18 protein-coding genes, 1 tRNA gene and 1 pseudogene are annotated in these 21,687 nt (G+C 63.1%); 2 read left to right on the top strand and 18 right to left on the bottom strand.

The genetic code is table 11. The features are described 5' to 3' along the window. Positions 1–41: 41 nt before the first annotated feature. The 3 genes from B015_RS0114500 to B015_RS0114510 form a co-directional block, all read right to left on the bottom strand. The gene (locus B015_RS0114500) at positions 42–428 is read right to left on the bottom strand and encodes a MerR family DNA-binding transcriptional regulator (protein WP_018428434.1); all 387 of its coding nucleotides are present in this window, start codon (positions 426–428) and stop codon (positions 42–44) included. 162 nt (positions 429–590) lie between these two features. Further along, positions 591–2,018 carry a magnesium transporter gene (gene mgtE, locus B015_RS0114505; RefSeq protein WP_018428435.1) on the bottom strand — a complete coding sequence of 476 codons (1,428 nt, stop codon included), beginning with the start codon at positions 2,016–2,018 and terminating at the stop codon, positions 591–593. A gap of 127 nt (positions 2,019–2,145) precedes the next feature. Beyond that, positions 2,146–2,568 (bottom strand): helix-turn-helix domain-containing protein, encoded by a 423-nt coding sequence (locus B015_RS0114510; RefSeq protein WP_026227288.1) that lies wholly within the window; start codon positions 2,566–2,568, stop codon positions 2,146–2,148. Positions 2,569–2,641: 73 nt separating this feature from the next. On the opposite strand from B015_RS0114510, the gene B015_RS0114515 reads away from it, so the two are divergent. After that, positions 2,642–4,978: a heavy metal translocating P-type ATPase gene (locus B015_RS0114515; protein WP_018428437.1), complete on the top strand. Its 2,337-nt coding sequence runs from the start codon at positions 2,642–2,644 to the stop codon at positions 4,976–4,978. A gap of 250 nt (positions 4,979–5,228) precedes the next feature. Here the strand turns inward: B015_RS0114515 and B015_RS0114520 are convergent. After that, positions 5,229–5,313 (bottom strand) — tRNA-Leu (locus B015_RS0114520). 209 nt (positions 5,314–5,522) lie between these two features. On the opposite strand from B015_RS0114520, the gene lipB reads away from it, so the two are divergent. Next, the gene (lipB, locus tag B015_RS0114525) at positions 5,523–6,263 is read left to right on the top strand and encodes a lipoyl(octanoyl) transferase LipB (protein ID WP_018428438.1); all 741 of its coding nucleotides are present in this window, start codon (positions 5,523–5,525) and stop codon (positions 6,261–6,263) included. A 629-nt stretch (positions 6,264–6,892) separates the two neighbouring features. Here the strand turns inward: lipB and B015_RS33850 are convergent. The 14 genes and pseudogenes from B015_RS33850 to B015_RS0114595 form a co-directional block, all read right to left on the bottom strand. Next, positions 6,893–6,988: pseudogene (locus tag B015_RS33850) on the bottom strand (ABC transporter); the annotation flags it as partial. Positions 6,989–7,012: 24 nt separating this feature from the next. Next, positions 7,013–8,299, bottom strand: coding sequence for a lipoprotein-releasing ABC transporter permease subunit (locus B015_RS0114535; protein ID WP_018428439.1), 1,287 nt, complete (start codon positions 8,297–8,299; stop codon positions 7,013–7,015). A 316-nt stretch (positions 8,300–8,615) separates the two neighbouring features. Beyond that, a complete protein-coding gene (locus tag B015_RS0114540; RefSeq protein WP_018428440.1) occupies positions 8,616–9,299 on the bottom strand; it encodes an ABC transporter ATP-binding protein in 684 nt (227 codons plus the stop codon). Further along, positions 9,299–10,588, bottom strand: coding sequence for a lipoprotein-releasing ABC transporter permease subunit (locus B015_RS0114545; protein WP_018428441.1), 1,290 nt, complete (start codon positions 10,586–10,588; stop codon positions 9,299–9,301). The genes B015_RS0114540 and B015_RS0114545 overlap by 1 nt, the downstream gene beginning before the upstream one ends. Then, positions 10,585–11,913 (bottom strand): proline--tRNA ligase, encoded by a 1,329-nt coding sequence (gene proS, locus B015_RS0114550; protein ID WP_026227289.1) that lies wholly within the window; start codon positions 11,911–11,913, stop codon positions 10,585–10,587. Before proS ends, B015_RS0114545 begins: the two co-directional genes overlap by 4 nt. 487 nt (positions 11,914–12,400) lie before the next feature. Continuing rightward, complete coding sequence (locus B015_RS0114555; protein WP_018428443.1) at positions 12,401–12,670, bottom strand: DUF1467 family protein; 270 nt, start codon at positions 12,668–12,670, stop codon at positions 12,401–12,403. Continuing rightward, positions 12,667–13,071, bottom strand: a complete 405-nt coding sequence (gene mce / locus B015_RS0114560) for a methylmalonyl-CoA epimerase (protein WP_018428444.1) — start codon at positions 13,069–13,071, stop codon at positions 12,667–12,669. Before mce ends, B015_RS0114555 begins: the two co-directional genes overlap by 4 nt. A 107-nt stretch (positions 13,072–13,178) precedes the next feature. Further along, on the bottom strand, positions 13,179–14,849 hold the full coding sequence (locus B015_RS0114565) for a ribonuclease J (RefSeq protein ID WP_018428445.1): 1,671 nt from the start codon (positions 14,847–14,849) through the stop codon (positions 13,179–13,181). 22 nt (positions 14,850–14,871) lie between these two features. Then, entirely contained in the window at positions 14,872–15,699 is an 828-nt protein-coding gene (locus tag B015_RS0114570; RefSeq protein ID WP_018428446.1) for a biotin--[acetyl-CoA-carboxylase] ligase, read from the bottom strand. Between the two features lie 4 nt (positions 15,700–15,703). Beyond that, entirely contained in the window at positions 15,704–17,140 is a 1,437-nt protein-coding gene (gene nuoN, locus B015_RS0114575; RefSeq protein WP_018428447.1) for an NADH-quinone oxidoreductase subunit NuoN, read from the bottom strand. Positions 17,141–17,157: 17 nt separating this feature from the next. Continuing rightward, positions 17,158–18,663 carry an NADH-quinone oxidoreductase subunit M gene (locus B015_RS0114580; RefSeq protein ID WP_018428448.1) on the bottom strand — a complete coding sequence of 502 codons (1,506 nt, stop codon included), beginning with the start codon at positions 18,661–18,663 and terminating at the stop codon, positions 17,158–17,160. Next, positions 18,663–20,648, bottom strand: a complete 1,986-nt coding sequence (gene nuoL / locus B015_RS0114585; RefSeq protein ID WP_018428449.1) for an NADH-quinone oxidoreductase subunit L — start codon at positions 20,646–20,648, stop codon at positions 18,663–18,665. The genes B015_RS0114580 and nuoL overlap by 1 nt, the downstream gene beginning before the upstream one ends. Before the next feature lie 10 nt (positions 20,649–20,658). Then, on the bottom strand, positions 20,659–20,967 hold the full coding sequence (gene nuoK, locus B015_RS0114590) for an NADH-quinone oxidoreductase subunit NuoK (RefSeq protein ID WP_018428450.1): 309 nt from the start codon (positions 20,965–20,967) through the stop codon (positions 20,659–20,661). Positions 20,968–20,969: 2 nt separating this feature from the next. Continuing rightward, positions 20,970–21,590 (bottom strand): NADH-quinone oxidoreductase subunit J, encoded by a 621-nt coding sequence (locus B015_RS0114595; RefSeq protein WP_018428451.1) that lies wholly within the window; start codon positions 21,588–21,590, stop codon positions 20,970–20,972. Positions 21,591–21,687 lie beyond the last annotated feature (97 nt).

The following is a 21,687-nucleotide window of genomic DNA, read 5'->3' on the forward strand; positions in this document are numbered from 1 at the left end:
CAGATTCAGCTTGCGAGCAGAGGGCGATTGGCGATCCTGACTCAGGTCGTGACGCCGAGTTCCACCAGGCGCTCGACGCAGGACTCCTCGGCCTGGTCCAGTTCGGCCAGCGTCTCCTCGAGATCGCGGCGCTTCTGGCGCAGGTCCTCGCGCTTCTCCTCGATGCGCTTGATCATAAGCTTCAGCTGACCGACCTCGCCCGGGGGCTCCCGGTACATCTGGATGATCTCTCGGATCTCGTTGATGGAAAAACCGAGCCGCTTGCCACGCATGATCTGGCGAATGAGGTGCCGGTCCGACGGCTTGAACAGGCGCGTCCGGCCACGCCTCACCGGCTGGATCAGCCCCTCGTCTTCGTAAAAGCGCAAAGTCCGCGTCGAGATGTCGAATTCGCGGGTCAGTTCGGTGATCGAGTAATATTCCCGCATCTGTGCTCCACCCGACGGGGCGATGTCGCGCCGCCTCAAGGACTGCCGGGCTTCGGCCATGCCGGTAATGCCGGGCGACCAGGCGGCCGCGCAGCCGAAATTGCTACAAGTCCGTAGGGAGTCTCGCACGCGACTTACGTAAAAGTCAATTCGGAACGGCCTTTAGCCGGCGCCTGCACCAAGATGTAGCCACCATGTGGCAAAGCTCAGGAAGGCAAGGAAGCCGATCACGTCGGTGATCATCGTCGTGAAGATCGACGACGAGATCGCCGGGTCGGCACCGAGCTTGTCAAGCAGCAGCGGGATCAGGATGCCGCCGAGCGCGGCCGCCAGCATGTTGACGATCATCGCAGCAGCGATGACGAAGCCAAGGTCGGCATTGTGGAACCAGAAGCCGGCGACCAGCCCCAGAAGCGTGGCGATGATGGTGCCGTTGAGCAGTCCGACCATGACCTCGCGGCGAATGACGCGGCCGGCATTGTAGATGTCGAGATCGCGCGTCGCCAGCGCCCGCACGGTCACCGTCATCGTCTGGGTGCCGGCGTTGCCGCCGAGCGAGGCGACGATCGGCATCAGCGCCGCCAGCGCCACCATCTCTTCGATCGTCGCGCCGAACATGCTGATGACGGAAGCCGAAATGAAGGCCGTGCACAAATTGACGAACAGCCACGGCACGCGCGACTTCGAAATGGATGCGACCGTGTCCGACAGCTCTTCGTCGCCGACGCCGCCCATGCGCAGAAGATCTTCTTCGGCCTCCTGCTGAATGACGTCGACCACGTCGTCGATGGTCAGCACGCCCACCAATCGCTCGTTCTCATCGACGACGGCAGCGGACAGAAGATCGTACTGCTCGAACTCGCGCGCCGCCTCCTCCTGGTCCATTGTCGCCGGGATCGCGTGGCGGGTCTCGTGCATGATCTCGTCGATCTTTACCGCCCGCTTGGTGCGCAGGATCTGGTCCAGGTCGACCGCCCCAAGCAGCTTGAAGGTCGGATCGATGACGAAAACCTGGCTGAAACGCTCCGGCAGGTCCTTGTCGTCGCGCAGATAGTCGATGGTCTGGCCGATGGTCCAGAACGGCGGCACCGCGACGAATTCCGTCTGCATGCGCCGGCCGGCCGATTCTTCCGGGTAATCCAGCGAGCGCCGAAGCCTGATGCGCTCGGTGAAGGGCAGTTGCGCCAGGATCTCGTTCTGATCCTCGGCGTCGAGATCTTCCAGAATGTAGACGGCGTCGTCGGAATCCAATTCCTGCACCGCCTGGGCGATCTGCTCGTTGGGCAGGTTGTCGACGATGTCGAGGCGGATCGCCTCGTCGACTTCGGTCAGCGCCGAGAAGTCGAAGTCCGACCCCATGAGCTCGACCAGCGCCAGGCGCTGTTCGGGCAGCAAGGCTTCGAGCAGGTCGCCGAGTTCGGACTGGTGAAGCCCGGCGACGTCACGCTTCAGCGTGAGCGTGTCACGGTCGGCGATCGCCGCGCCGATATGCGCCAGGAACGAGGCAAGGATAACCCCGTCCTCGCCGTAGATTTCGGCGGAGGCATCTGCGGCGGCGGCGCCGTGCATATGATCTTGCTGGGCTTCCATCGGCGCTTCCCGCGAGCGGATTTTCGGGATTCGAAACGCCTTACCCCTAGCCCGCAAACTGCCGAAACATCAAATGAAATGCGCCCCGGGGCGAACATGCGGCACAGGCATTTTTCGCCTGTCTCAATCAGGCCACATGCTCGGTTGCGCAGTGGCCATGGTCGGCCAGAACCTCGATGATGCGGCAGTCGCAGATGCGGCCATGGCCGCATTCGTCGATCATGCGGGCAAGCTCGCCGCGCAGCCGCTTCAGCTTCTCGATGCGCCGGTCGACCTCCAGCAGATGGGACTGGGCGATGCTGTCGGCCTGGTGGCACGAGGCCTGGGGCTCCTGCGACATGGCCAGCAATTCGCGGATGTGGTCAACCTCGAACCCCAGCTCGCGGGCATGGCGAATGAAGTTCAGCCGGTCGATCTCCGTCTTGCCGTAGCGGCGCTGGTTGCCCTCGGTCCGCGGCGGCTCTGCGATCAGCCCGATCTGCTCATAGAAGCGGATCGTCGGCACTTTTACCCCGGTGCGTCGAGCCAATTCGCCAATCGGAATGTTCATCTCGAAAAACCTCTTGATCCTCTAGCGGCTAGAGATTCTAGCATCAGCACATATAGGATTGAAAGGACCTGAAATGAACGATGCCAGCATCGGCAAGACGCGTTTTCGCGTCGGCGGCATGGACTGCGCCTCCTGCGCCACCAAGATCGAGAACGCAGTGACCCGCCTTCCCGGGATCACCGAGGTCGGCATCTCTGTCTCGGCAGGCACCATGACCGTGTCCCACCGCGGCCCGGCACCGTCGGCCGAAATCTCCAGGCAGGTCAAGGCGCTCGGCTATTCCGTCGCCTCGCTCGGCGCGGCACGAACCGCCGAGCCCAAGGCAAAGGCACACGAACACGGTCCGAACTGCAGCCACGACCACGATCATTCGGGGCACGATCATTCGGGGCACGATCATTCCGGACATGCTCACGACGACCATGCCGGCCATGATCATAAGCACGATCATGACGACCACGCCGGACACGACCACTCAGGCCACGATCACGGTCCTGCGGCGGCCGAGTCGGCGGACACAGGCCACAACCATTTCGACCTCGACGACGGCCCCTGGTGGAAAACCCGCAAGGCAAGGATGACCATTGCCTGCGGCGCGGCACTGATCGCTGCCTATGCCATCGGCCAGTTGATGCCGCAGCTCGGCCATTGGGCGTTTCTGGTGGCGCTGGCCGTCGGCTTGATTCCCGTCGCCCGGCGCGCCTATGCAGGCGCCATCACCGGCACGCCGTTTTCCATCGAAACGCTGATGACGATTGCCGCGGTGGGTGCGGTCTTCATCGGCGCCACCGAGGAAGCGGCCATGGTGGTGCTGCTGTTCCTCATCGGCGAGCTGCTTGAAGGCGTCGCCGCTCGCCGCGCCCGCGCCAGCATCCGCGGCCTCGCCGACCTGGTCCCAAAGACCGCGCTGGTCGAGGACGGCGGCACGACGCGCGAGGTCCCGGCTGAATCGCTTGCGCTCGGTTCGGTGATCCTGATCCGCCCCGGCGATCGCGTCGCCGCCGACGGCACCGTGGTCGAGGGATCGAGCACGCTGGACGAAGCGCCGGTGACGGGCGAAAGCGTTCCCAAGCTGAAGAGCGTCGGCGATCAGGTCTTTGCCGGCACCATCAACACCGATGCCGTGCTCAAGGTGCGTGTCACCGCGACCTCGGCCGACAACACCATCGCCCGCGTCATCCAGCTGGTCGAGGAGGCCCAGGAGAGCAAGGCGCCGACCGAGCGCTTCATCGACCGCTTCTCGCGCTACTACACTCCCGCAGTGCTCGTCGTCGGCGCCCTAGTAGCGGTGATGCCGCCGCTGTTTGCTGGCGGCGACTGGCAGGAATGGATCTACAAGGGCCTCGCCATCCTTCTGATCGGTTGCCCCTGCGCTCTGGTCATCTCGACGCCCGCGGCAATCGCCGCCGGCCTGTCCGCCGGCGCCCGCCGCGGCTTGCTGCTCAAGGGAGGTGCTGTGCTCGAAGGCATGCGCCGGGTGACCTCGGTAGCGCTCGACAAGACCGGCACGCTGACCGAAGGTAAGCCCAAGGTGACCGATATCGTCGCAGTAGGCCGTCCTGAAGCCAAGGTGCTGTCGCTGGCGGCGGCGCTCGAGACCGGCTCCAGCCACCCCCTCGCACTCGCCATTCTCGGCCGCGCCAAGGCCGATGGCGTGCCGATCCCACCTGCGGCAGCTGCCAAGGCAGTCGCCGGCAAGGGTGTGACCGGCAAGGTCGGCGGCGAAGAAGTCTTCCTGGCCTCCCCCAAGGCCGCTGACGAGATGGCCACTCTGTCCGGCGAGCTCAAGGACCAGATCGCTGCCTTCAACGCCGAGGGCAAGACGGTCTCGGTGCTGCTCGCCGACGGCAGGACGATCGGACTGCTCGCCATGCGCGACGAGCCGCGCCCCGACGCAATCGCCGCCCTCGCCCGGCTCAAGGAAGAAGGCATCGCAACGGTGATGTTGACCGGAGACAACGAGGCCACGGCACGCGCCATCGGCAAAGGCTTGGGCATTTCGGTACGCGCCGGCCTGCTGCCGGACGACAAGCAGCGCATCGTGCGTGAACTGCAGCAGCAGGGACAGATCGTTGCCAAGGTCGGCGACGGCATCAACGACGCGCCCGCACTTGCCGCCGCCGATTTCGGCGTCGCCATGGGCGGCGGCACCGATGTCGCGCTGGAGACCGCAGATGCAGCCATCCTCCATGGCCGTGTCGGCGACATCCCCGACATGATCGCTCTCTCCAAGTCAGTGATGGGCAACATCACCCAGAACATCACCATCGCGCTCGGCCTGAAGGCGGTGTTCCTGGTCACGACCATCGCCGGCATCACCGGCCTGTGGCCGGCGATCCTCGCCGACACCGGCGCAACCGTGCTTGTCACGGCCAATGCAATGAGGCTGCTTGCCTGGCGCGGGCGCTGAAGCTGACGTCAGCCGATAACAAAAAGCCCGGAGCGACAGCCATCGCTCCGGGCTTTTTTGATTTTGGCCCGGGGCACTTTCGGCGTCGAACAGCGTCGGAGATCCATGAGCGCCATGGCGGCATGCATGCAGATCCGGCCGACCAGGCAACCAGCAATCCGCAGCTGACACGAGAGGTAACGGAAAATCAGGTAACAAAAAAGGCGCTGAAGTATTGGATACTTACAGCGCCTTTTTGAACCTAGTTCGTTGGTGCGGTCGAGAAGACTCGAACTTCCACGGGTTGCCCCACAGCGACCTCAACGCTGCGCGTCTACCAATTCCGCCACGACCGCACGTCACGACAGGGGCCGGTCCGAACCGGCTCGCGGCATGTAGCAAATCGTTTCCGGGGAAACAAGCGCCCCAAGCGATATTCTGCAATCATTCTTGCATGCCCCAGGGGAACCAAGGCGTCTGCCTGTGTCGTGCGGCGCGGAAAGTCCTTTGCACTGGACGCAAGCGGCCTGAACAGCCATATCAGACTTAGAATCGGACCCCGAAAATGACCGAACGCAGCCTGATCGCCACGTCGTTTCTTCCCCTGACGGGCTCCACGCCCGTCGAATGGCGAATCGAACCCGGCCTGACGCCCTACGATGAGGCGCTCGCCTTCATGGAACAGCGCGCGGACGCAATTCGCCTGGGCACTGCAGGTGAGATTGTCTGGCTGGTCGAACATCCGCCGGTCTACACGGCAGGCACCAGCGCGCAGGAAGAAGACCTGGTCGAGCCGAATCGCTTTCCGGTGTTCAAGACGGGCCGCGGCGGCGAATACACCTATCATGGGCCAGGTCAGCGTGTGGCCTATGTCATGCTCGACCTCAAGCGCCGCCGGGAAGACGTCCGTGCCTTCGTCGCAGCCCTCGAGGCCTGGATCATCGAGGCGCTCGCCGCCTTCAACGTCAAGGGCGAACGCCGCGAGGACCGCGTCGGCGTCTGGGTCGTCAGGCCGGACCGCCCGCCCCTGCCCGACGGCTCGCCCGCCGAGGACAAGATCGCAGCCATCGGCATCAGGCTGCGGCGCTGGGTCAGCTTCCACGGCATCGCCATCAACGTCGAGCCGGAGCTCGGGCATTTCTCGGGCATCGTCCCATGCGGCGTCACCGACCATGGCGTGACCAGCCTGGTCGACCTCGGCCTGCCGGTCACCATGGCCGACGTCGACGTGGCGCTCAAAGCGGCTTTCGAGAACATCTTCGGTCCGTCGGAAGCTGACGCCGACACCGTTCGCAAGACAGCCTGATCTCAGGTCTGATTGTCAGCTGATTGCCCGGCTCCATCTGTCCGGGCCCAACCGGCTTGTGCCGGCATTTTCATTTCGGTACCGGGCCATGGCCCGACACCCTCAACGGCAAACTGGAGAGCGGCAATCGACCGCCCGGAACGACGCCTCCTCAGAGCGCGCCGATCCACATGGCCATGGTGACGAGGAAGGCGCTCATGCACACCATCGAGACGACATCCTGGATCAGATCGGTCATAACTCGCTCCTGTTTTTAATATGTTCTCAATTTGTTCTAATTTTGTTCAAATGTCAACGCGCCCGGTTGCGTTCCGGCCGTTGGTTGAGGCGGCAAGCGAATCGACGGTAAATGAAGGATTGACGGCCCGGTCCGTTCGTTAACGAACACGCTGCTGGTATCGCCGGGGCACAGATCCACATGCCGAGTTGAATCAAGGGCATTGGCGCGACAGCGAGGCATCACTCAACAGCAGGCGCGCTACCAGCCATACATTCCGGTCAGGCATGAGACGGCCAGGATGCAAGGCCAAGGGAGAGCGGCCCTGCCCGCACCCAACGCGGTGTCGGACGATTGCCGACACCGGACCACCACCCGGAAGGCAAAAGGATCGGCGCAGCGCGCATGCCCCTCTGCCGTCGGCCAGCGTGACGAGCCGCTCCATACGGGCGACGAGCTCGTGGTTGTCGATGGCGGTCAGGCCGGCAAGGCCCGGCTGGCGCACCAGCGTCAGGCGTTGCGGCTCGCCCCGTCACTCGTACCTCAACGCTTCGACCGGATCGAGATTGGCGGCCCGCCATGCCGGGAACAGGGTCGCCAGGAACGACAGCACCAGCGCCATCACCGCCACCGAAATGGTCTCGCCCAGGTCCATCCTGGCAGGCAGCTGGTTGAGGAAATAGAGCTCGGGATTGAACAGAACTGTGCCCGAAAGCCACGAGAAGAACTGCCTGATGTGCTCGACATTGAGGCAGATGACGACGCCGAGCAGGACGCCGGCGATAGTACCGGCAGTGCCGATCGCAGCGCCCGTCATCAGGAAGATTCGCATGACCGCCCCGCGCGTCGCGCCCATCGTCCGCAGGATCGCGATGTCGTGCCCCTTGTCCTTCACCAGCATGATGAGCCCGGAGATGATGTTGAGCGCGGCAACGAGCACGATCAGCGTCACGATCATGAACATGACGTTGCGCTGGACCTGCAGCGCCGAGAAGAAGCTCTGGTTGCGCTCGCGCCAGTCGATCAGGAAGATTGGCCTCTGCGCTGCCTCGTCCACCTTTGGCTTGATCGCTTCGACATCGTCGGGATTGTCGAGATAGACCTCGAGGCTCTGCGCCCTGCCTTCCGAATTGAAGTAGGTCTGCGCTTCAGACAACGGCATGTAGATGAACGAGCTGTCGTATTCGGACATGCCGACATCGAAGATCGCCGTCACCGGATAACCTTGCTGGCGCGGCGTCGTGCCAAGCGAGGTGACGTCGCCGTCGGGCGATGTCAACGAGATGGTGTCACCCAGCACCATGCCGAGATTGTCGGCCATGCGGCGGCCGATTGCGACGCCGCCAGTCATGTCGAAGCCGTCAAGGGAACCCTGCTTGATGTTGTTGGCAACGAGCGTGATCTTGCCAAGATCCTCGCCGCGAATGCCACGCACGAGAGCACCCTTGCCGGAACCGACATTGCCTTGCGCAAGGGCCTGGCCTTCGATCAGCGGAATTGCGTATTTGACGCCGGGAACGCCATCGATCCGCCGGGCAAGCTCGGCATAGTCCTCCAGAGGCATGTCGGTCGGCGTGACGATGAGATGGCCGTTGATGCCAAGTATCCGCGACAGCAGCTCCGCTCGGAAACCGTTCATCACCGCCATCACGACGATCAGCGTAGCGACGCCCAACATGATGCCGAGGAAGGAGATCGAAGCGATGACCGAGATCACCGTTTCCTTGCGTTTCGAACGCAGATAGCGCCACGCCACCATGCGCTCGAAACCCGAAAACGGTCCGGCGCCAGCCTGCCTGTCTGCGGTGGTCTGGCTCATGCGGCGCCCCCCAGGCGCCCGAAGGCGCTGGCCAGCGACACCACGAAGTAGCGCGACAAACGCATGGGCCGGTCCACAGATGAGGAAGGCTGCGCCGGAATCGGCGCACAGCAGGCTTCAATCCAATAGCTTCATAGCCATTTCATGGCGGAATGGAAACCGCGCGGCCGAGCAAGCGCCGCTGACCCGTAGGGATACCCAGCTATTTGAGGAACCCGCAGCTCGTGTTCCCTCGCCCGGTGCGAAGGGCCGCAGACAGTGCCCTGCGATGGATTGCAGGAGACGCGATGGAGCGCCGCTCCCCCGCAATAAGAGATCAACGCAGCGGAACGACCTTGCCGTCAGACAGGGTCACGCGACGGTCCATGCGCGAGGCCAGTTCATGATTGTGGGTGGCAATCAGCGCCGCCAGCCCCGACTGCCGCACAAGCGCCGACAGTGCGTCGAACACATAGCCCGCCGTGACCGGATCGAGATTGCCTGTCGGCTCGTCGGCAAGCAGCAATGCCGGTCCGTTGGCGACAGCTCGGGCGATCGCCACGCGCTGCTGTTCGCCGCCGGACAGTTCAGAAGGCCGGTGCTGGGCCCGCTTGCCGATCTTCATGTAGTCGAGCAACTGGCCCGCCCGCTCGCTGGCGTCGGAAGGTTTGAGCCCCTTCACCAGCTGCGGCATCATCACGTTCTCCAGCGCCGAGAACTCCGGCAGGAGGTGGTGGAACTGGTAGACGAAGCCGATGTCGTTGCGGCGGATGGCCGTGCGCTGGTCGTCCGACAGGCGGCCGCAGGCGCGCCCGGTGATGATGACCTCGCCGACATCAGGCCGTTCCAGCAGGCCGGCCGTGTGCAGCAGGGTGGACTTGCCTGTGCCCGACGGCGCAACCAGTGCCACCATCTCGCCTGCCTGCAGCGAAAAATTGGCGTCGTTGAGGATCGTCAGCTTGCGCGATCCCTGCTCGTAATGGCGTTCGACGCCCTTGAGCTCGATAACGGCGGTGGCCATCACTCGTACCTCAACGCTTCGACCGGATCGAGCTTGGCAGCGCGCCAGGCTGGAAACAGGGTCGCCAGGAACGACAGCACGAGCGCCATCGCCACCACCGATATCGTCTCGCCCATGTCCATCTTGGCCGGCAGCTGGCTGAGGAAATAGAGCTCGGGATTGAACAGCACCGTACCCGACAGCCACGAGAAGAACTGCCTTATGCGCTCGACATTGAGGCAGATCACCACGCCGAGCAGCACGCCCGCCAGCGTGCCGGTCATTCCGATGGCGGCACCCGTCATCAGGAAGATGCGCATGACGGCGCCGCGTGTCGCGCCCATGGTCCTCAGGATCGCGATGTCATGGCCCTTGTCCTTCACCAGCATGATCAGGCCGGAGATGATGTTGAGGGCCGCCACCAGCACGATCAGCGTCAGGATCATGAACATGACGTTGCGCTCGACCTGCAGAGCCGAGAAGAAGGTCTGGTTACGCTGACGCCAGTCGGTCAGGAAGATCGGCCGCTGCGCCGCCTCCTCCACCTTGGTCTTGAGCGCATCGACATTGTCAGGGTTGTCGACATAGATCTCAATCGAGCCGACCTTGCCCTCGGAATTGAAATAGAGCTGCGCCTCGTTGAGCGGCATGAACACGATCGAGCTGTCATATTCGGACATGCCGACCTCGAAGATGCCGGTGATCGGATAGGCCTTGGCCCGCGGCGTCGTGCCCATCGGCGTGACATCGCCGTCAGGTGAGATCAGCCGGATGCTGTCGCCCAGAACCAGCCCCATGTTTTCGGCCATGCGCCGGCCGATGACGACGCCGTCGGTGGTGTCGAAATTGACGATGGAGCCCTGCTTGATGTTGTTGGCGACAAGCGTGACCTTGCCGAGATCGCTGCCCCTGATGCCGCGCACCAGCGCGCCCGTACCCGAGCCGATATTGCCCTGCGCGAGCACCTGGCCCTCGACCAGCGGGATTGCATATTTGACACCGGCAACGCCGTTGATGCGGTCGGCGACGGCGGCATAGTCCTCGAGCGGCGTGTCGATCGGCGTCACGATCAGATGGCCGTTGACGCCGAGAATGCGGGTCAGAAGCTCGGCACGGAAACCGTTCATCACGGCCATGACCACGATCAGGGTCGCAACCCCCAGCATGATGCCGAGGAAGGAGATCGAGGCGATTACCGAGATCACCGTTTCTTTGCGCTTCGCCCGCAGGTAGCGCCAGGCCACCATGCGTTCGAAGACAGAGAACGGCCCTGCTCCGGCCGGTTTTGCCGCCGCCGCCGCTTGGTTCATGCCTTGGCGCCCAGCTTGGCCAGAGCCTCCGCCACCGGCAGCGTCACGCGCTCGCCGGTCTTGCGGTTCTTGATCTCGACTTCGCCGGCCACAGCACCGCGCGGACCGACGATCACCTGCCACGGCAGGCCGATCAGGTCGGCGGTGGCGAACTTGCCGCCGGCGCGCTGGTCGGTGTCGTCGTAGAGCACGTCCTTGCCGGCAGCCTCGAAGGCCCCGTAGAGCTCGCCGCAGATGCGGTCGCAATCGGCGTCGCCGACCTTCATGTTGATCAGGCCGATGTCGAACGGCGCCACCGCCTCCGGCCAGATGATGCCATTTTCGTCATGGCTCGCCTCGATGATCGCAGCGATCAGGCGGCTCGGGCCGATGCCGTAGGAGCCCATCGACACGAAATGCTCCTTGCCGTCGGGACCGGTCACCTTGGCGTTCATCGGCTTGGAGTACTTTTCGCCGAAGTGGAAGATGTGGCCGACCTCGATGCCGCGCGCCGACACCTTGTCTGCTTCCGGCACGGCGGCCCAGGCCGCCTCGTCGTGCATCTCTTCGGTCGCAGCGTATGGCGTCGTCCACTGCTGGACGATGCCGCCGATCTCGCCGTCATTACCGAAATCGGTATCGGCGCCCGGCACCGGCAGTTCGAGGAAGTCGCGATGGCAGAACACCTGGCTTTCGCCGGTTTCAGCCAGGATGATGAATTCGTGGCTGAGATCGCCGCCGATGGGACCGGTGTCGGCGCGCATCGGGATCGCCTGCAGGCCCATGCGCGTGAAGGTGCGCAGATACGACACGAACATGCGGTTGTAGGCAGCCTTCGCGCCCTCGTAGTCGAGGTCGAACGAATAGGCGTCCTTCATCAGGAATTCGCGGCTGCGCATGACGCCGAAGCGCGGACGCATCTCGTCGCGGAACTTCCACTGGATATGGTAGAGGTTGAGTGGCAGATCCTTGTAGGACTTGACGTAGGAGCGGAAGATTTCCGTCACCATCTCTTCGTTGGTCGGGCCGAACAGCATGTCGCGCTCGTTGCGGTCCTTGATGCGCAGCATCTCCTTGCCGTAGTCGTCATAGCGACCGCTTTCGCGCCACAGATCGGCCGACTGAATGGTCGGCATCAGGATTTCCAGCGCGCCTGCCCGGTCCTGCTCTTCACGTACGATGCGGCAGATCTTGTCCAGCACGCGCTTGCCCAGCGGCAGCCACGAGAAGCTGCCCTGCCCCTGCTGCCTGATCATTCCGGCCCGCAGCATGAGCCGATGCGAAACGATTTCCGCCTCGCGGGGATTTTCTTTCAGGATGGGCAGAAAATAGCGCGACAGACGCATCGAATGTTCCATGAAAACGATGATGCCGGAATCGGCAAATTGATGAGGCTTGCTTGAACGCGCTTCATAGCCATTTCATGGCCAATTGGAAACCCGCGCGCTTGTTTGGCGGCAGCGTCAGAATGCCCTGATTGTTAGACTAGCAACGACTGCCCATGTTTTGTGCAATGCAGCACAGGATTGCTCATCTCGAAGCAAAATTCCGCGTGACAATTCATTTCGGCTTAGTCTAATGTGCCTTGATAACCGAGAGGGCGGAGCACAAATCCGCTCTCCTACGCGGTCAAAGTCTTGGGAGGATGCGATCTAGGCGCGATAACTCGCTGCCGCCGGATGACGGAAAGCAGATCGGACGCGTTTAATTGCAAGGCTTCGTGCCTTGCATTTTTTTTGGCCCAAGCTCACTCAAAATCACACGCGATCAATGTGTTTTGATCGGCTTCTCACCCAACGGATGAGAAGCTCTGGCCCCATTCAGGCTTTCAGATCAGTCGATCTTCGGCAGCATCAGCGGAATGTCGTTGATGCTGTAGCCGAGGCCACGGGTTACGCCATAGAAGGCGCCCATCAGCACGGCCGTGACGATCGTCGTCCAGAACATCGCGCGCAGCATGTGCGGGCCACGCGGCGCACTCGCCTCTGTGCCCGGCACGACGTTGTTGTCATCGTCCTGCGTCTTCACGCCGAAAGGCAGGATGGCGAACAAGGTCAGCCACCAGAAGACGAAATACATGGCAATGATTGAAATCCAGGTCATGCCTGTTCGAGCTCCACGAGCGTGCCCTGGAAGTCCTTGGGATGCAGGAACAGCACCGGCTTGCCATGGGCACCGATCTTCGGATTGCCGTCGCCGAGCACACGGGCGCCCGACGCCTTGAGATGGTCGCGCGCAGCCAGGATGTCGTCGACCTCGTAGCAGACATGGTGCATGCCGCCCGATGCGTTCTTCTCGAGGAAGGCCGCGATGGGCGAGCCCTCGCCCAACGGCTCGAGCAGCTCGATCTTGGTGTTGCCGACGTCGATGAAGACGACGGTCACGCCATGCTCGGGCAGCGCCTGCGGCTCGGTCACCGTGGCGCCGAGCGTATTGCGATAGACCGCACTCGCCGCAGCCAGGTCCGGCACCGCGATGGCGACGTGATTGAGACGTCCGAGCATTTGTTCTTCCTAGCGAATAGCGAATAGTGGGTAGCGAATAGAGCGCCGAAAGAGACGATCCTAAAATCGCTCTATTCGCTACTCGCTATTCGCGACTTCCCATTCGCTCATCTGGTGACGAACACGGTCACCAGCGGTTTCTTGCCCCAGGCTTCGTTGGCAGCACCACGCACCGCGCGACGCACCGCCTCCTGAACCAGGTCCAGGTCTTTTCGGCGCGCACGGGGTATGGAGTCCACGGCGCCTATTGCCGCATCGAGCATCAATTCATCGAGTGCTTCTCCGCTGGCATCAGCCTCGGCAACGCCGATGGCCACCAGGTCGGGGTCGCCCGAAAGCTCGTATTTGTCGTCGAGAACGACATTGACCGCGACATGGCCGGCAAAGGACAGCTTGCGGCGCTCGCGGATGCCCATGGCTTCGTCGGAGCCGACGAGCTTGCCATCCTTGAAGACGCGGCCGAACGGCACCTGGTCGATGATCTCGGCAGCGCCCGGCCACAGCCTCAGCATGTCGCCGTCGCGAATCTGCGCCACCTCGGGAATGCCCGACATCGACATCAGCGACCCCTGCGCCACCAGATGCGCCGCCTCGCCATGAACAGGCACGCCGATGCGCGGGCGCACCCACTCATACATGCGCTTGAGTTCGCTGCGGCGCGGGTGGCCGGAGACGTGGACCAGCGCATCGCCGTCTTCGATGATCTTCATGCCCTGGTCGATGAGCAGGTTCTTGATCTCCAGGATCGCCTTCTCGTTGCCGGGAATGGTGCGCGAAGAGAACACGACGGTGTCGCCTGGCGAAAGTGCAACCGTTTTCATCTCGTCGCGGGCAAGCTTGGCGAGTGCGGCGCGCGGCTCGCCCTGGCTGCCGGTGCAGATGACCACGAGATTTTCACGCGGAATGTAGCCGTAGTCGTCTTCGGAGACGAAGTCAGGCAGCCCGTCCATGTAGCCGAGTTCCGTCGACACATCGATGACGCGCTTCAGAGAACGGCCCATGACCAGCACCTGGCGGCCGGCGTCGCGCGCAGCCTCGGCGATCGAACGGATACGTCCGACATTGGACGAGAAGGTGGTGACCGCAACGCGGCCCTTGGCCTGCTCGATCACTTCCCGCAGCCCCTGCCCGACCTGCTGCTCGGACGGAGAATCGCCCTCGCGCATTGCATTGGTCGAATCGCAGACGAGTGCCAGAACGCCCTTGTCGCCATAGGCGCGGAAGCGTGCCTCGTCGGTCATCGGACCGATCTCGGGCGCGGGATCGATCTTCCAGTCGCCGGTATGGATCACGGTGCCGGCGGGCGTGGTGATCGCCAGCGACATCGGCTCGGGAATCGAGTGGGTGACCGGAATCGCTTCGATCTCGAACGGCCCGATGGTGAATTTCTCGCCGCCGCGATAGACGGTGACGGGGATTTTCGGCGCGCCCTGCTCCGACTGACGCTTGGCCTCCAGCAGGCCGGCGGCAAACGGCGTCATCCACACCGGTGCCTTCAGGCGCGGCCAGATGTCGTGCAGCGCGCCATAGTGGTCTTCGTGCGCATGCGTGATGACGATGCCGCGGAGGTTCTTGAGCTCCTCCTCGATGAAGCGGGAGTCGGGCAGCACCAGATCCACACCCGGCAGGCTGGCATCGGGAAATGTCACGCCGACATCGATCACGATCCACTCGCGCGCGTCGGCCGGTCCGAAGCCATAGAGAGCGAAGTTCATGCCGATCTCGCCGACACCGCCGAGCGGCACGAATACGAGTTCAGCGTTTCCCGCTTTCGCCATACCAGATTTCCTTTCGGGCCCGTCAGGCCGAGCCAGCCGAAGCGACCGCGCCGAAATGCACGTCGCCGGCGGCGATCTTCACCGTTTCACCATTAGCGTCACGAATGACGAAGCGGCAATCCTCGTCGATGGTCTCGAAAGTGCCGCGCACGACATTTCCCTCGACCCGTACAGCCACTTCGCTGCCCAATCCGGCTGCACGTGTCAGCCATTTTTCCCGGATGGCCGCCAGGCCGCGGCCGCCGGCCCACAGGCGCTCGTTCTCGCTCCATGCGTCCGACAGCGCCAGAAACAACGTCTCGGCGTCGGCGTCGGCGCCAAGATTGGCCAGCGAGGTTGCCGGATAAGGCACGTCATCAGGATGGGCCACGACATTGACGCCGATGCCTATGGCGATCGCAAGGCGACCCGGCGACAACAGCGTCGATTCGAGCAGGATGCCGGCCATCTTGGCGCCAGCGGCCAGCACGTCGTTAGGCCATTTCAGCTCGAAGCGCTTGACGCCCTTGCCGTTGCCGCCGTCGACCCCTACGGAAAAGCGCGCATTGGGTGCAACGGCATCGAGCGCGTCCGCAAGGGCAAGGCCGGCGACGAAGCCGAGCGTAGCGGCATGATGGAGGTCGCGGTCGAGAACCTTGAGCAGCGTCGCCGCCAGGTTTCCTTCCGGCGTCGACCAGGCGCGGCCACGGCGGCCACGCCCGCTTTCCTGCTTCTTCGAGACGACCCAGAGCTTGCCCGGGTCACCGGCAAGTGCCCGCTCCAGCGCCAAGGCATTTGTCGAGCCCACTGTCTCATGGGCTTCGAGGCGGAAACCGTCGGCGGTGGCTGTCGGTGCGAGCTGGAATCCCATGCCGTCAGAAGAAGGTCTTCGCCGCAGCCGACGCCATCTCACCCACGGGGCCGCCGATCAGCACGTAGAACAGCACGAACACGCCGGAAAGACCGAGCACGAGGCGCAGCTCGCCTGCCATCGGCTGGAAGCCGCCGACCGGCTCATCGAACCACATGATCTTGATGATGCGCAGGTAGTAGTAGGCGCCGACCACGGAAGCCAGCACGCCGATCACGGCGAGCGCGTAGAGATTGGCGTTGATGGCAGCGAGGAAGACGTACCACTTTCCCCAGAACCCCGCGAGCGGCGGAATGCCGGCCAGCGAGAACATCAGGATGGTGAGGACGGTTGCCATCATCGGGTTTGTGTTGGACAGGCCGGCGAGATCGGAGATCTGTTCGACATTGCCGTCCTTGCGGCGCATGGCCAGGATGAAGGCGAAGGTGCCGAGCGTCATCACCAGATAGATCAGCATGTAGATGACCACGCCGCGCACGCCGGCTTCGCTGTTGGCGGCAAGGCCGACCAGCGCGTAGCCCATGTGGCCGATCGACGAATAGGCCATCAGGCGCTTGATGTTCTTCTGCCCGATCGCGGCGAAGGCGCCCAGCACCATCGAGGCAATCGAGATGAAGACGATAATCTGCTGCCAGTCGAGACCGATCGGCTCGAAAGCACCCATGGTGACGCGGACGATCAGCGCCATGGCCGCCATCTTGGGGGCCGCGGCGAAGAACGCCGTCACCGGCGTCGGTGCGCCTTCATAGACGTCGGGCGTCCACATGTGGAACGGCACGGCCGAAATCTTGAAACACAGGCCGGCCAGCACGAAGACCAGACCGAACACGAGGCCGAGCTGGCGCTCGCCACCCGAAAGCGCCGAGGCGATGGCCTCGAACGAGGTGTGGCCGGTGTAGCCGTAGACCAGGCTGATGCCGTAGAGCAGCATGCCCGAGGACAGCGCGCCGAGCACGAAGTACTTGAGGCCGGCTTCGGTCGAGCGCACGTTTTCGCGATTGATCGCGGCGATGACATAGAGCGCCAGCGACTGCAGCTCGAGGCCGAGATAAAGCGCCAGCATGTCGTTGGCCGAGATCATCAAGAGCATGCCGAGCGTCGCCAGCATGACGAGCACCGGATATTCGAACTTGTCGAACTTCTCGGCCTTGGCAAAGCCGACCGACATGATCAGCGTCACGACCGAGCCGAGCAGCGTCAGAAGCTTCATGAAGCGGGCGAACGGATCTGACACGAAGGCCGTGCCGAAGCCCTGGCCGTCGTGACCGAACACGAACATCCAGGCGCCGGCGGCGATCAGCAGGGCAACCGCCAGGCCGGTCACGGTCGAGTTGGCCCGTTCTCCGGAGAAGACACCGACCATCAGCAGCGCAAGCGCGCCGACGGCCACGACCAGCTCCGGCATGACCAGGGAAAGGCTCGAAAGGAGTTCGGGCGTCATGGTTCGCAAAACCCCTGTCAGTTCGCCGCCGCGGTCTGCGCGGCGTCGATCGATACGGTTACGTTGTTGATCAGCGCCTTCACCGATGCGGTCGTCACATTGAAGACCGGCGTCGGGTACACGCCATAGAAGATCACCAGCACGATCAACGGATAGATCACGGCCTTCTCACGACCTGACAGGTCGAACAGGCCCTTGAGGCTTTCCTTGGTCAGCGCGCCGAACACGACACGGCGATAGAGCCAAAGCGCGTAGGCAGCCGACAGGATCACGCCGGTCGCCGCGATCAGCGCCACCCAGGTGTTGACCTGGAAGATGCCGAACAGCGTCAGGAACTCGCCGATGAAGCCGGAGGTGCCGGGCAGACCGACATTGGCCATGGTGAAGATCAGGAAGGCTACGGCATATTTCGGCATGTTGTTGACCAGGCCGCCATAAGCCGCGATCTCGCGGGTATGCATGCGGTCGTAGACCACGCCGACGCAGAGGAACAGCGCGCCCGAAACCAGGCCGTGGCTGAGCATCTGGAAGATCGCGCCCTGCACGCCGGTCTCGTTCATGGCAAAGATGCCCATGGTCACGTAACCCATATGGGCGACCGACGAATAGGCGATCAGCTTCTTCATGTCCTCCTGCATCAGCGCCACCAGGGAGGTGTAGACGATGGCGACGACCGACAGCGCAAAGACCAGCGGTGCGAAGAACTCGGACGCCAGCGGGAACATCGGCAGCGAGAAGCGCAGGAAGCCGTAACCGCCCATCTTCAAGAGGATGCCTGCCAGGATGACCGAGCCTGCCGTCGGCGCCTCGACGTGCGCGTCGGGCAACCAGGTATGCACAGGCCACATCGGCATCTTCACCGCAAACGAGGCGAAGAAGGCCAGCCATAGCCATGTCTGCATGTTGGCCGGGAACTCGTGCGTCAACAGCGTCGGGATGTCGGTCGTGCCAGCCTGCCAGAACATCGCCATTATGGCGAGCAGCATCAGCACCGAGCCGAGCAGCGTGTAGAGGAAGAACTTGAAGCTGGCATAGACGCGGCGCTTGCCGCCCCAGACGCCGATGATGATGAACATCGGGATCAGGCCGGCTTCGAAGAAGACGTAGAACAGCACGATATCAAGCGCGCAGAACACGCCGATCATCAGCGTTTCCAGGATCAGGAACGCGATCATGTATTCCTTGACGCGCTTCTCCACAGACTCCCAGCTGGCCAGGATGCAGAGCGGCATCAGGAACGTCGTCAGGATGACGAACAGCATCGAAATGCCGTCGACGCCCATATGATAGGAAATGCCGGAGTCGAGCCAGGCAAACTTCTCGACGAACTGGAAGCCGGCTTCCGTGGCGTCGAAGTTGATCCAGATCAGCAGCGACACCGCAAAGGTGAACACCGTCGTCCAGAGCGCGACGTTGCGAATGTTGCGGCGTGCAGCCTCGCCGTCATCCCTGATCAGAAGGATGAAGAACGCACCGACCAGCGGCAGAAAGGTGACCAGCGAAAGAATGGGAACACCGGACATTAGAAGGAGCTCCCGAGCATCATCCAGGTCACGAGCGCGGCCACGCCGATCAGCATGGCGAACGCGTAATGGTAGAGGTAACCGGTCTGCAGCTTGACGACGCGGTTGGTGATGTCGACCACGCGGGCCGACACGCCATCGGCACCGAAGCCGTCGATCAGCCAACCGTCACCCTTCTTCCACAGGAAGCGGCCGAGCCACTTGGCGGGACGCACGAAGAGGAAGTCGTACAGCTCGTCGAAGTACCACTTGTTCAACAGGAAGGCGTAGAGCCCGCGATGACGCTGGGCCAGCGTCTTCGGCATCTCGGGCGAGCGGATGTAGAACAGGTAGGCCATGGCGAACCCGCCGATCATCGCCGCGAACGGTGCGAGCTTCACCCACATCGGCACGCCGTGGAAGTCGTGCAGGATGTGGTTGGTGTCGAGCGTGAAGATCGCGCCCTTCCAGAACTCGGCATAGGCCTCGCCGATGAAGTAGTCGTGGAAGACGACGCCTGCGAGCAGCGCACCGACAGCCAGGATGAACAGCGGCACCAGCATGACGGGCGGCGATTCATGCACATGGTGCATGACGTCGGCAGTGGCGCGCGGCTGACCGTGGAAGGTCATGAAAATCAGGCGCCAGGAGTAGAAGCTGGTGAAGCAGGCAGCGACGACCAGAGCGGCGAAGGCAAAGCCGGCGACCGCATTGTGGCCGACAAACGCGCCTTCGATGATGGCATCCTTGGAGAAGAAGCCCGCCGTGCCGATGATCGTCGCGGGGATGCCGACGCCGGTCAGCGCCAGCGTGCCGATGACCATCATCCAGTAGGTGGTCGGGATCAGCTTGCGCAGGCCGCCCATCTTGCGCATGTCCTGCTCGTCGGAGACGGCATGGATCACCGAGCCGGATCCCAGGAACAGCAGCGCCTTGAAGAAGGCGTGCGTGAACAGGTGGAAGATGGCGGCAGAATAGAAGCCCATGCCGAGAGCCACGAACATGTAGCCGAGCTGCGAGCAGGTCGAATAAGCGATGACGCGCTTGATGTCGTTCTGCACCAGGCCGACGGTTGCCGCGAAGAAGGCGGTCAGTGCACCGATGAAGGTGACGACAGTCAGCGCCGAATGCGACAGCTCGAACACGGGCGACAGGCGGGCCAGCATGAACACGCCGGCGGTGACCATGGTCGCGGCGTGGATCAGGGCCGACACGGGCGTCGGGCCTTCCATGGCGTCCGGCAGCCAGGTGTGCAGCGGCACCTGCGCCGACTTGCCCATGGCGCCCATGAACAGCAGGAGGCAGACAACCGTCAGTGCGCCGTGCTTGTCGAGCGAGTAGCCGAGGAAGTTGAGCACGGCCGCGCCCTGTTCGGCGCCTTCAGCCGGAAGGTAGGATGCGGCATTGGCGAAGATGGTGCTGAAATTGACCGAGCCGAACAGCACGAAGATGCCGAAGATGCCGAGCAGGAAACCGAAGTCGCCGACGCGGTTGACCACGAAGGCCTTGATGGCGGCGGCATTGGCCGACGGCTTCTTGTACCAGAAACCGATCAGCAGATAGGACGCCAGGCCCACGCCTTCCCAGCCGAAGAACATCTGGACGAGATTGTCCGACGTCACCAGCATCAGCATGGCGAAGGTGAACAGCGACAGATAGGCAAAGAAGCGAGGCCGATGCGGGTCGTGATGCATGTAGCCGATCGAGTAGATGTGGACCAGCGCCGAGACGGTATTGACCACCACCAGCATGACGACGGTCAGCGTGTCGATGCGCAGCGCCCAGTCGGCCTGCAGCGCACCCACGTCGAGGAAGCGCAGAACCGGAACCGTGAACGGCTCGACGTCGCCGAGGCCGACCGTGATGAAGGCCACCCAGGACAGGACGGCCGACACCACCAGGAAGCCCGATGTGATGTACTCGGATGCCTTCGCTCCGATCGAGCGGCCGAACAGGCCGGCGATCAGGAAGCCGAGAAGCGGAAGGAAGACGATTGCCTGATACATTTTTGTCCCGTCAGCCCTTCATCATGTTCACGTCTTCGACCGCGATGGAGCCGCGGTTGCGGAAGAATACGACCAGAATGGCAAGACCGATCGCCGCCTCGGCAGCAGCAACCGTAAGCACGAAGAGGGCAAACACCTGCCCGACGAGGTCGCCGAGATGGGCCGAGAACGCCACGAAGTTGATATTGACCGCGAGCAGGATGAGCTCGACCGACATCAGGATGACGATGACGTTCTTGCGGTTCAGGAAGATGCCGAACACGCCGAGCGTGAACAGGACCGCCGAAAGCGTCAGATAATGCGCGATACCGACAACCATGGTCAGATTCCCTTGCCCGTCTCGACCTTCTTGACCTCGATCGCGGTGGCCGGCGTGCGGGCGACCTGAGCCGGGATGCTCTGGCGCTTGACGTTCGGCTTGTGGCGCAGCGTCAGCACGATCGCGCCGATCATCGCGACCAGCAGCACCAGGCCGGCGATCTGGAAGAAGTAGATGTAGTCCGTGTACAGGATGTCGCCGAGCGCTGCCGTGTTGTGGCGCGTGGCGATGTCGGGCGTCGGCTGGGCGACCGAAGTCGCGAGCTTCGGCGCAAGCGCGTAACCGCCGGTGACGACGATCAGCTCGGCAGCCAGGATCAGACCGACCAGCGCGCCGATCGGCGCATATTGCAGCGCGCCCGACTTGAGTTCGGCAAAGTCGACGTCGAGCATCATGACGACGAACAGGAACAGCACCGCCACCGCGCCGACATAAACGACGAGCAGGATCATCGCCAGGAACTCTGCACCCGTCAAAAGGAACAGCCCCGCCGCGTTGAAGAACGTCAGGATCAGGTAGAGCACCGAGTGAACCGGGTTGCGGGCGGAGATGACCATGAAGGCCGACGCCACCGCGATGAAGGCGAAGAGGTAGAAAAATACCGCTTCAAGTCCGTTGAGCATGGGTTCCCCCGGGTTTCCTTTCGGGCTCAGCGCCATGCGCCCTGCCCTTGTTCACGTCCGTGCTCCGCCTCCGGAGCTGGCCGCGCGTTCCTTAGAC

This window comes from Hoeflea sp. 108 (assembly GCF_000372965.1).
Classification (GTDB): domain Bacteria; phylum Pseudomonadota; class Alphaproteobacteria; order Rhizobiales; family Rhizobiaceae; genus Aminobacter.

Excerpts from the sequence above, each read along its gene's own strand:
- B015_RS0114500 (WP_018428434.1), bottom strand. The coding sequence starts at position 428 with ATGCGGGAATATTACTCGATCACCGAACTGACCCGCGAATTCGACATC.
- mgtE (WP_018428435.1), bottom strand. The coding sequence starts at position 2,018 with ATGGAAGCCCAGCAAGATCATATGCACGGCGCCGCCGCCGCAGATGCC.
- B015_RS0114510 (WP_026227288.1), bottom strand. The coding sequence starts at position 2,568 with ATGAACATTCCGATTGGCGAATTGGCTCGACGCACCGGGGTAAAAGTG.
- B015_RS0114515 (WP_018428437.1), top strand. The coding sequence starts at position 2,642 with ATGAACGATGCCAGCATCGGCAAGACGCGTTTTCGCGTCGGCGGCATG.
- lipB (WP_018428438.1), top strand. The coding sequence starts at position 5,523 with ATGACCGAACGCAGCCTGATCGCCACGTCGTTTCTTCCCCTGACGGGC.
- B015_RS0114535 (WP_018428439.1), bottom strand. The coding sequence starts at position 8,299 with ATGAGCCAGACCACCGCAGACAGGCAGGCTGGCGCCGGACCGTTTTCG.
- B015_RS0114540 (WP_018428440.1), bottom strand. The coding sequence starts at position 9,299 with ATGGCCACCGCCGTTATCGAGCTCAAGGGCGTCGAACGCCATTACGAG.
- B015_RS0114545 (WP_018428441.1), bottom strand. The coding sequence starts at position 10,588 with ATGAACCAAGCGGCGGCGGCGGCAAAACCGGCCGGAGCAGGGCCGTTC.
- proS (WP_026227289.1), bottom strand. The coding sequence starts at position 11,913 with ATGCGTCTGTCGCGCTATTTTCTGCCCATCCTGAAAGAAAATCCCCGC.
- B015_RS0114555 (WP_018428443.1), bottom strand. The coding sequence starts at position 12,670 with ATGACCTGGATTTCAATCATTGCCATGTATTTCGTCTTCTGGTGGCTG.
- mce (WP_018428444.1), bottom strand. The coding sequence starts at position 13,071 with ATGCTCGGACGTCTCAATCACGTCGCCATCGCGGTGCCGGACCTGGCT.
- B015_RS0114565 (WP_018428445.1), bottom strand. The coding sequence starts at position 14,849 with ATGGCGAAAGCGGGAAACGCTGAACTCGTATTCGTGCCGCTCGGCGGT.
- B015_RS0114570 (WP_018428446.1), bottom strand. The coding sequence starts at position 15,699 with ATGGGATTCCAGCTCGCACCGACAGCCACCGCCGACGGTTTCCGCCTC.
- nuoN (WP_018428447.1), bottom strand. The coding sequence starts at position 17,140 with ATGACGCCCGAACTCCTTTCGAGCCTTTCCCTGGTCATGCCGGAGCTG.
- B015_RS0114580 (WP_018428448.1), bottom strand. The coding sequence starts at position 18,663 with ATGTCCGGTGTTCCCATTCTTTCGCTGGTCACCTTTCTGCCGCTGGTC.
- nuoL (WP_018428449.1), bottom strand. The coding sequence starts at position 20,648 with ATGTATCAGGCAATCGTCTTCCTTCCGCTTCTCGGCTTCCTGATCGCC.
- nuoK (WP_018428450.1), bottom strand. The coding sequence starts at position 20,967 with ATGGTTGTCGGTATCGCGCATTATCTGACGCTTTCGGCGGTCCTGTTC.
- B015_RS0114595 (WP_018428451.1), bottom strand. The coding sequence starts at position 21,590 with ATGCTCAACGGACTTGAAGCGGTATTTTTCTACCTCTTCGCCTTCATC.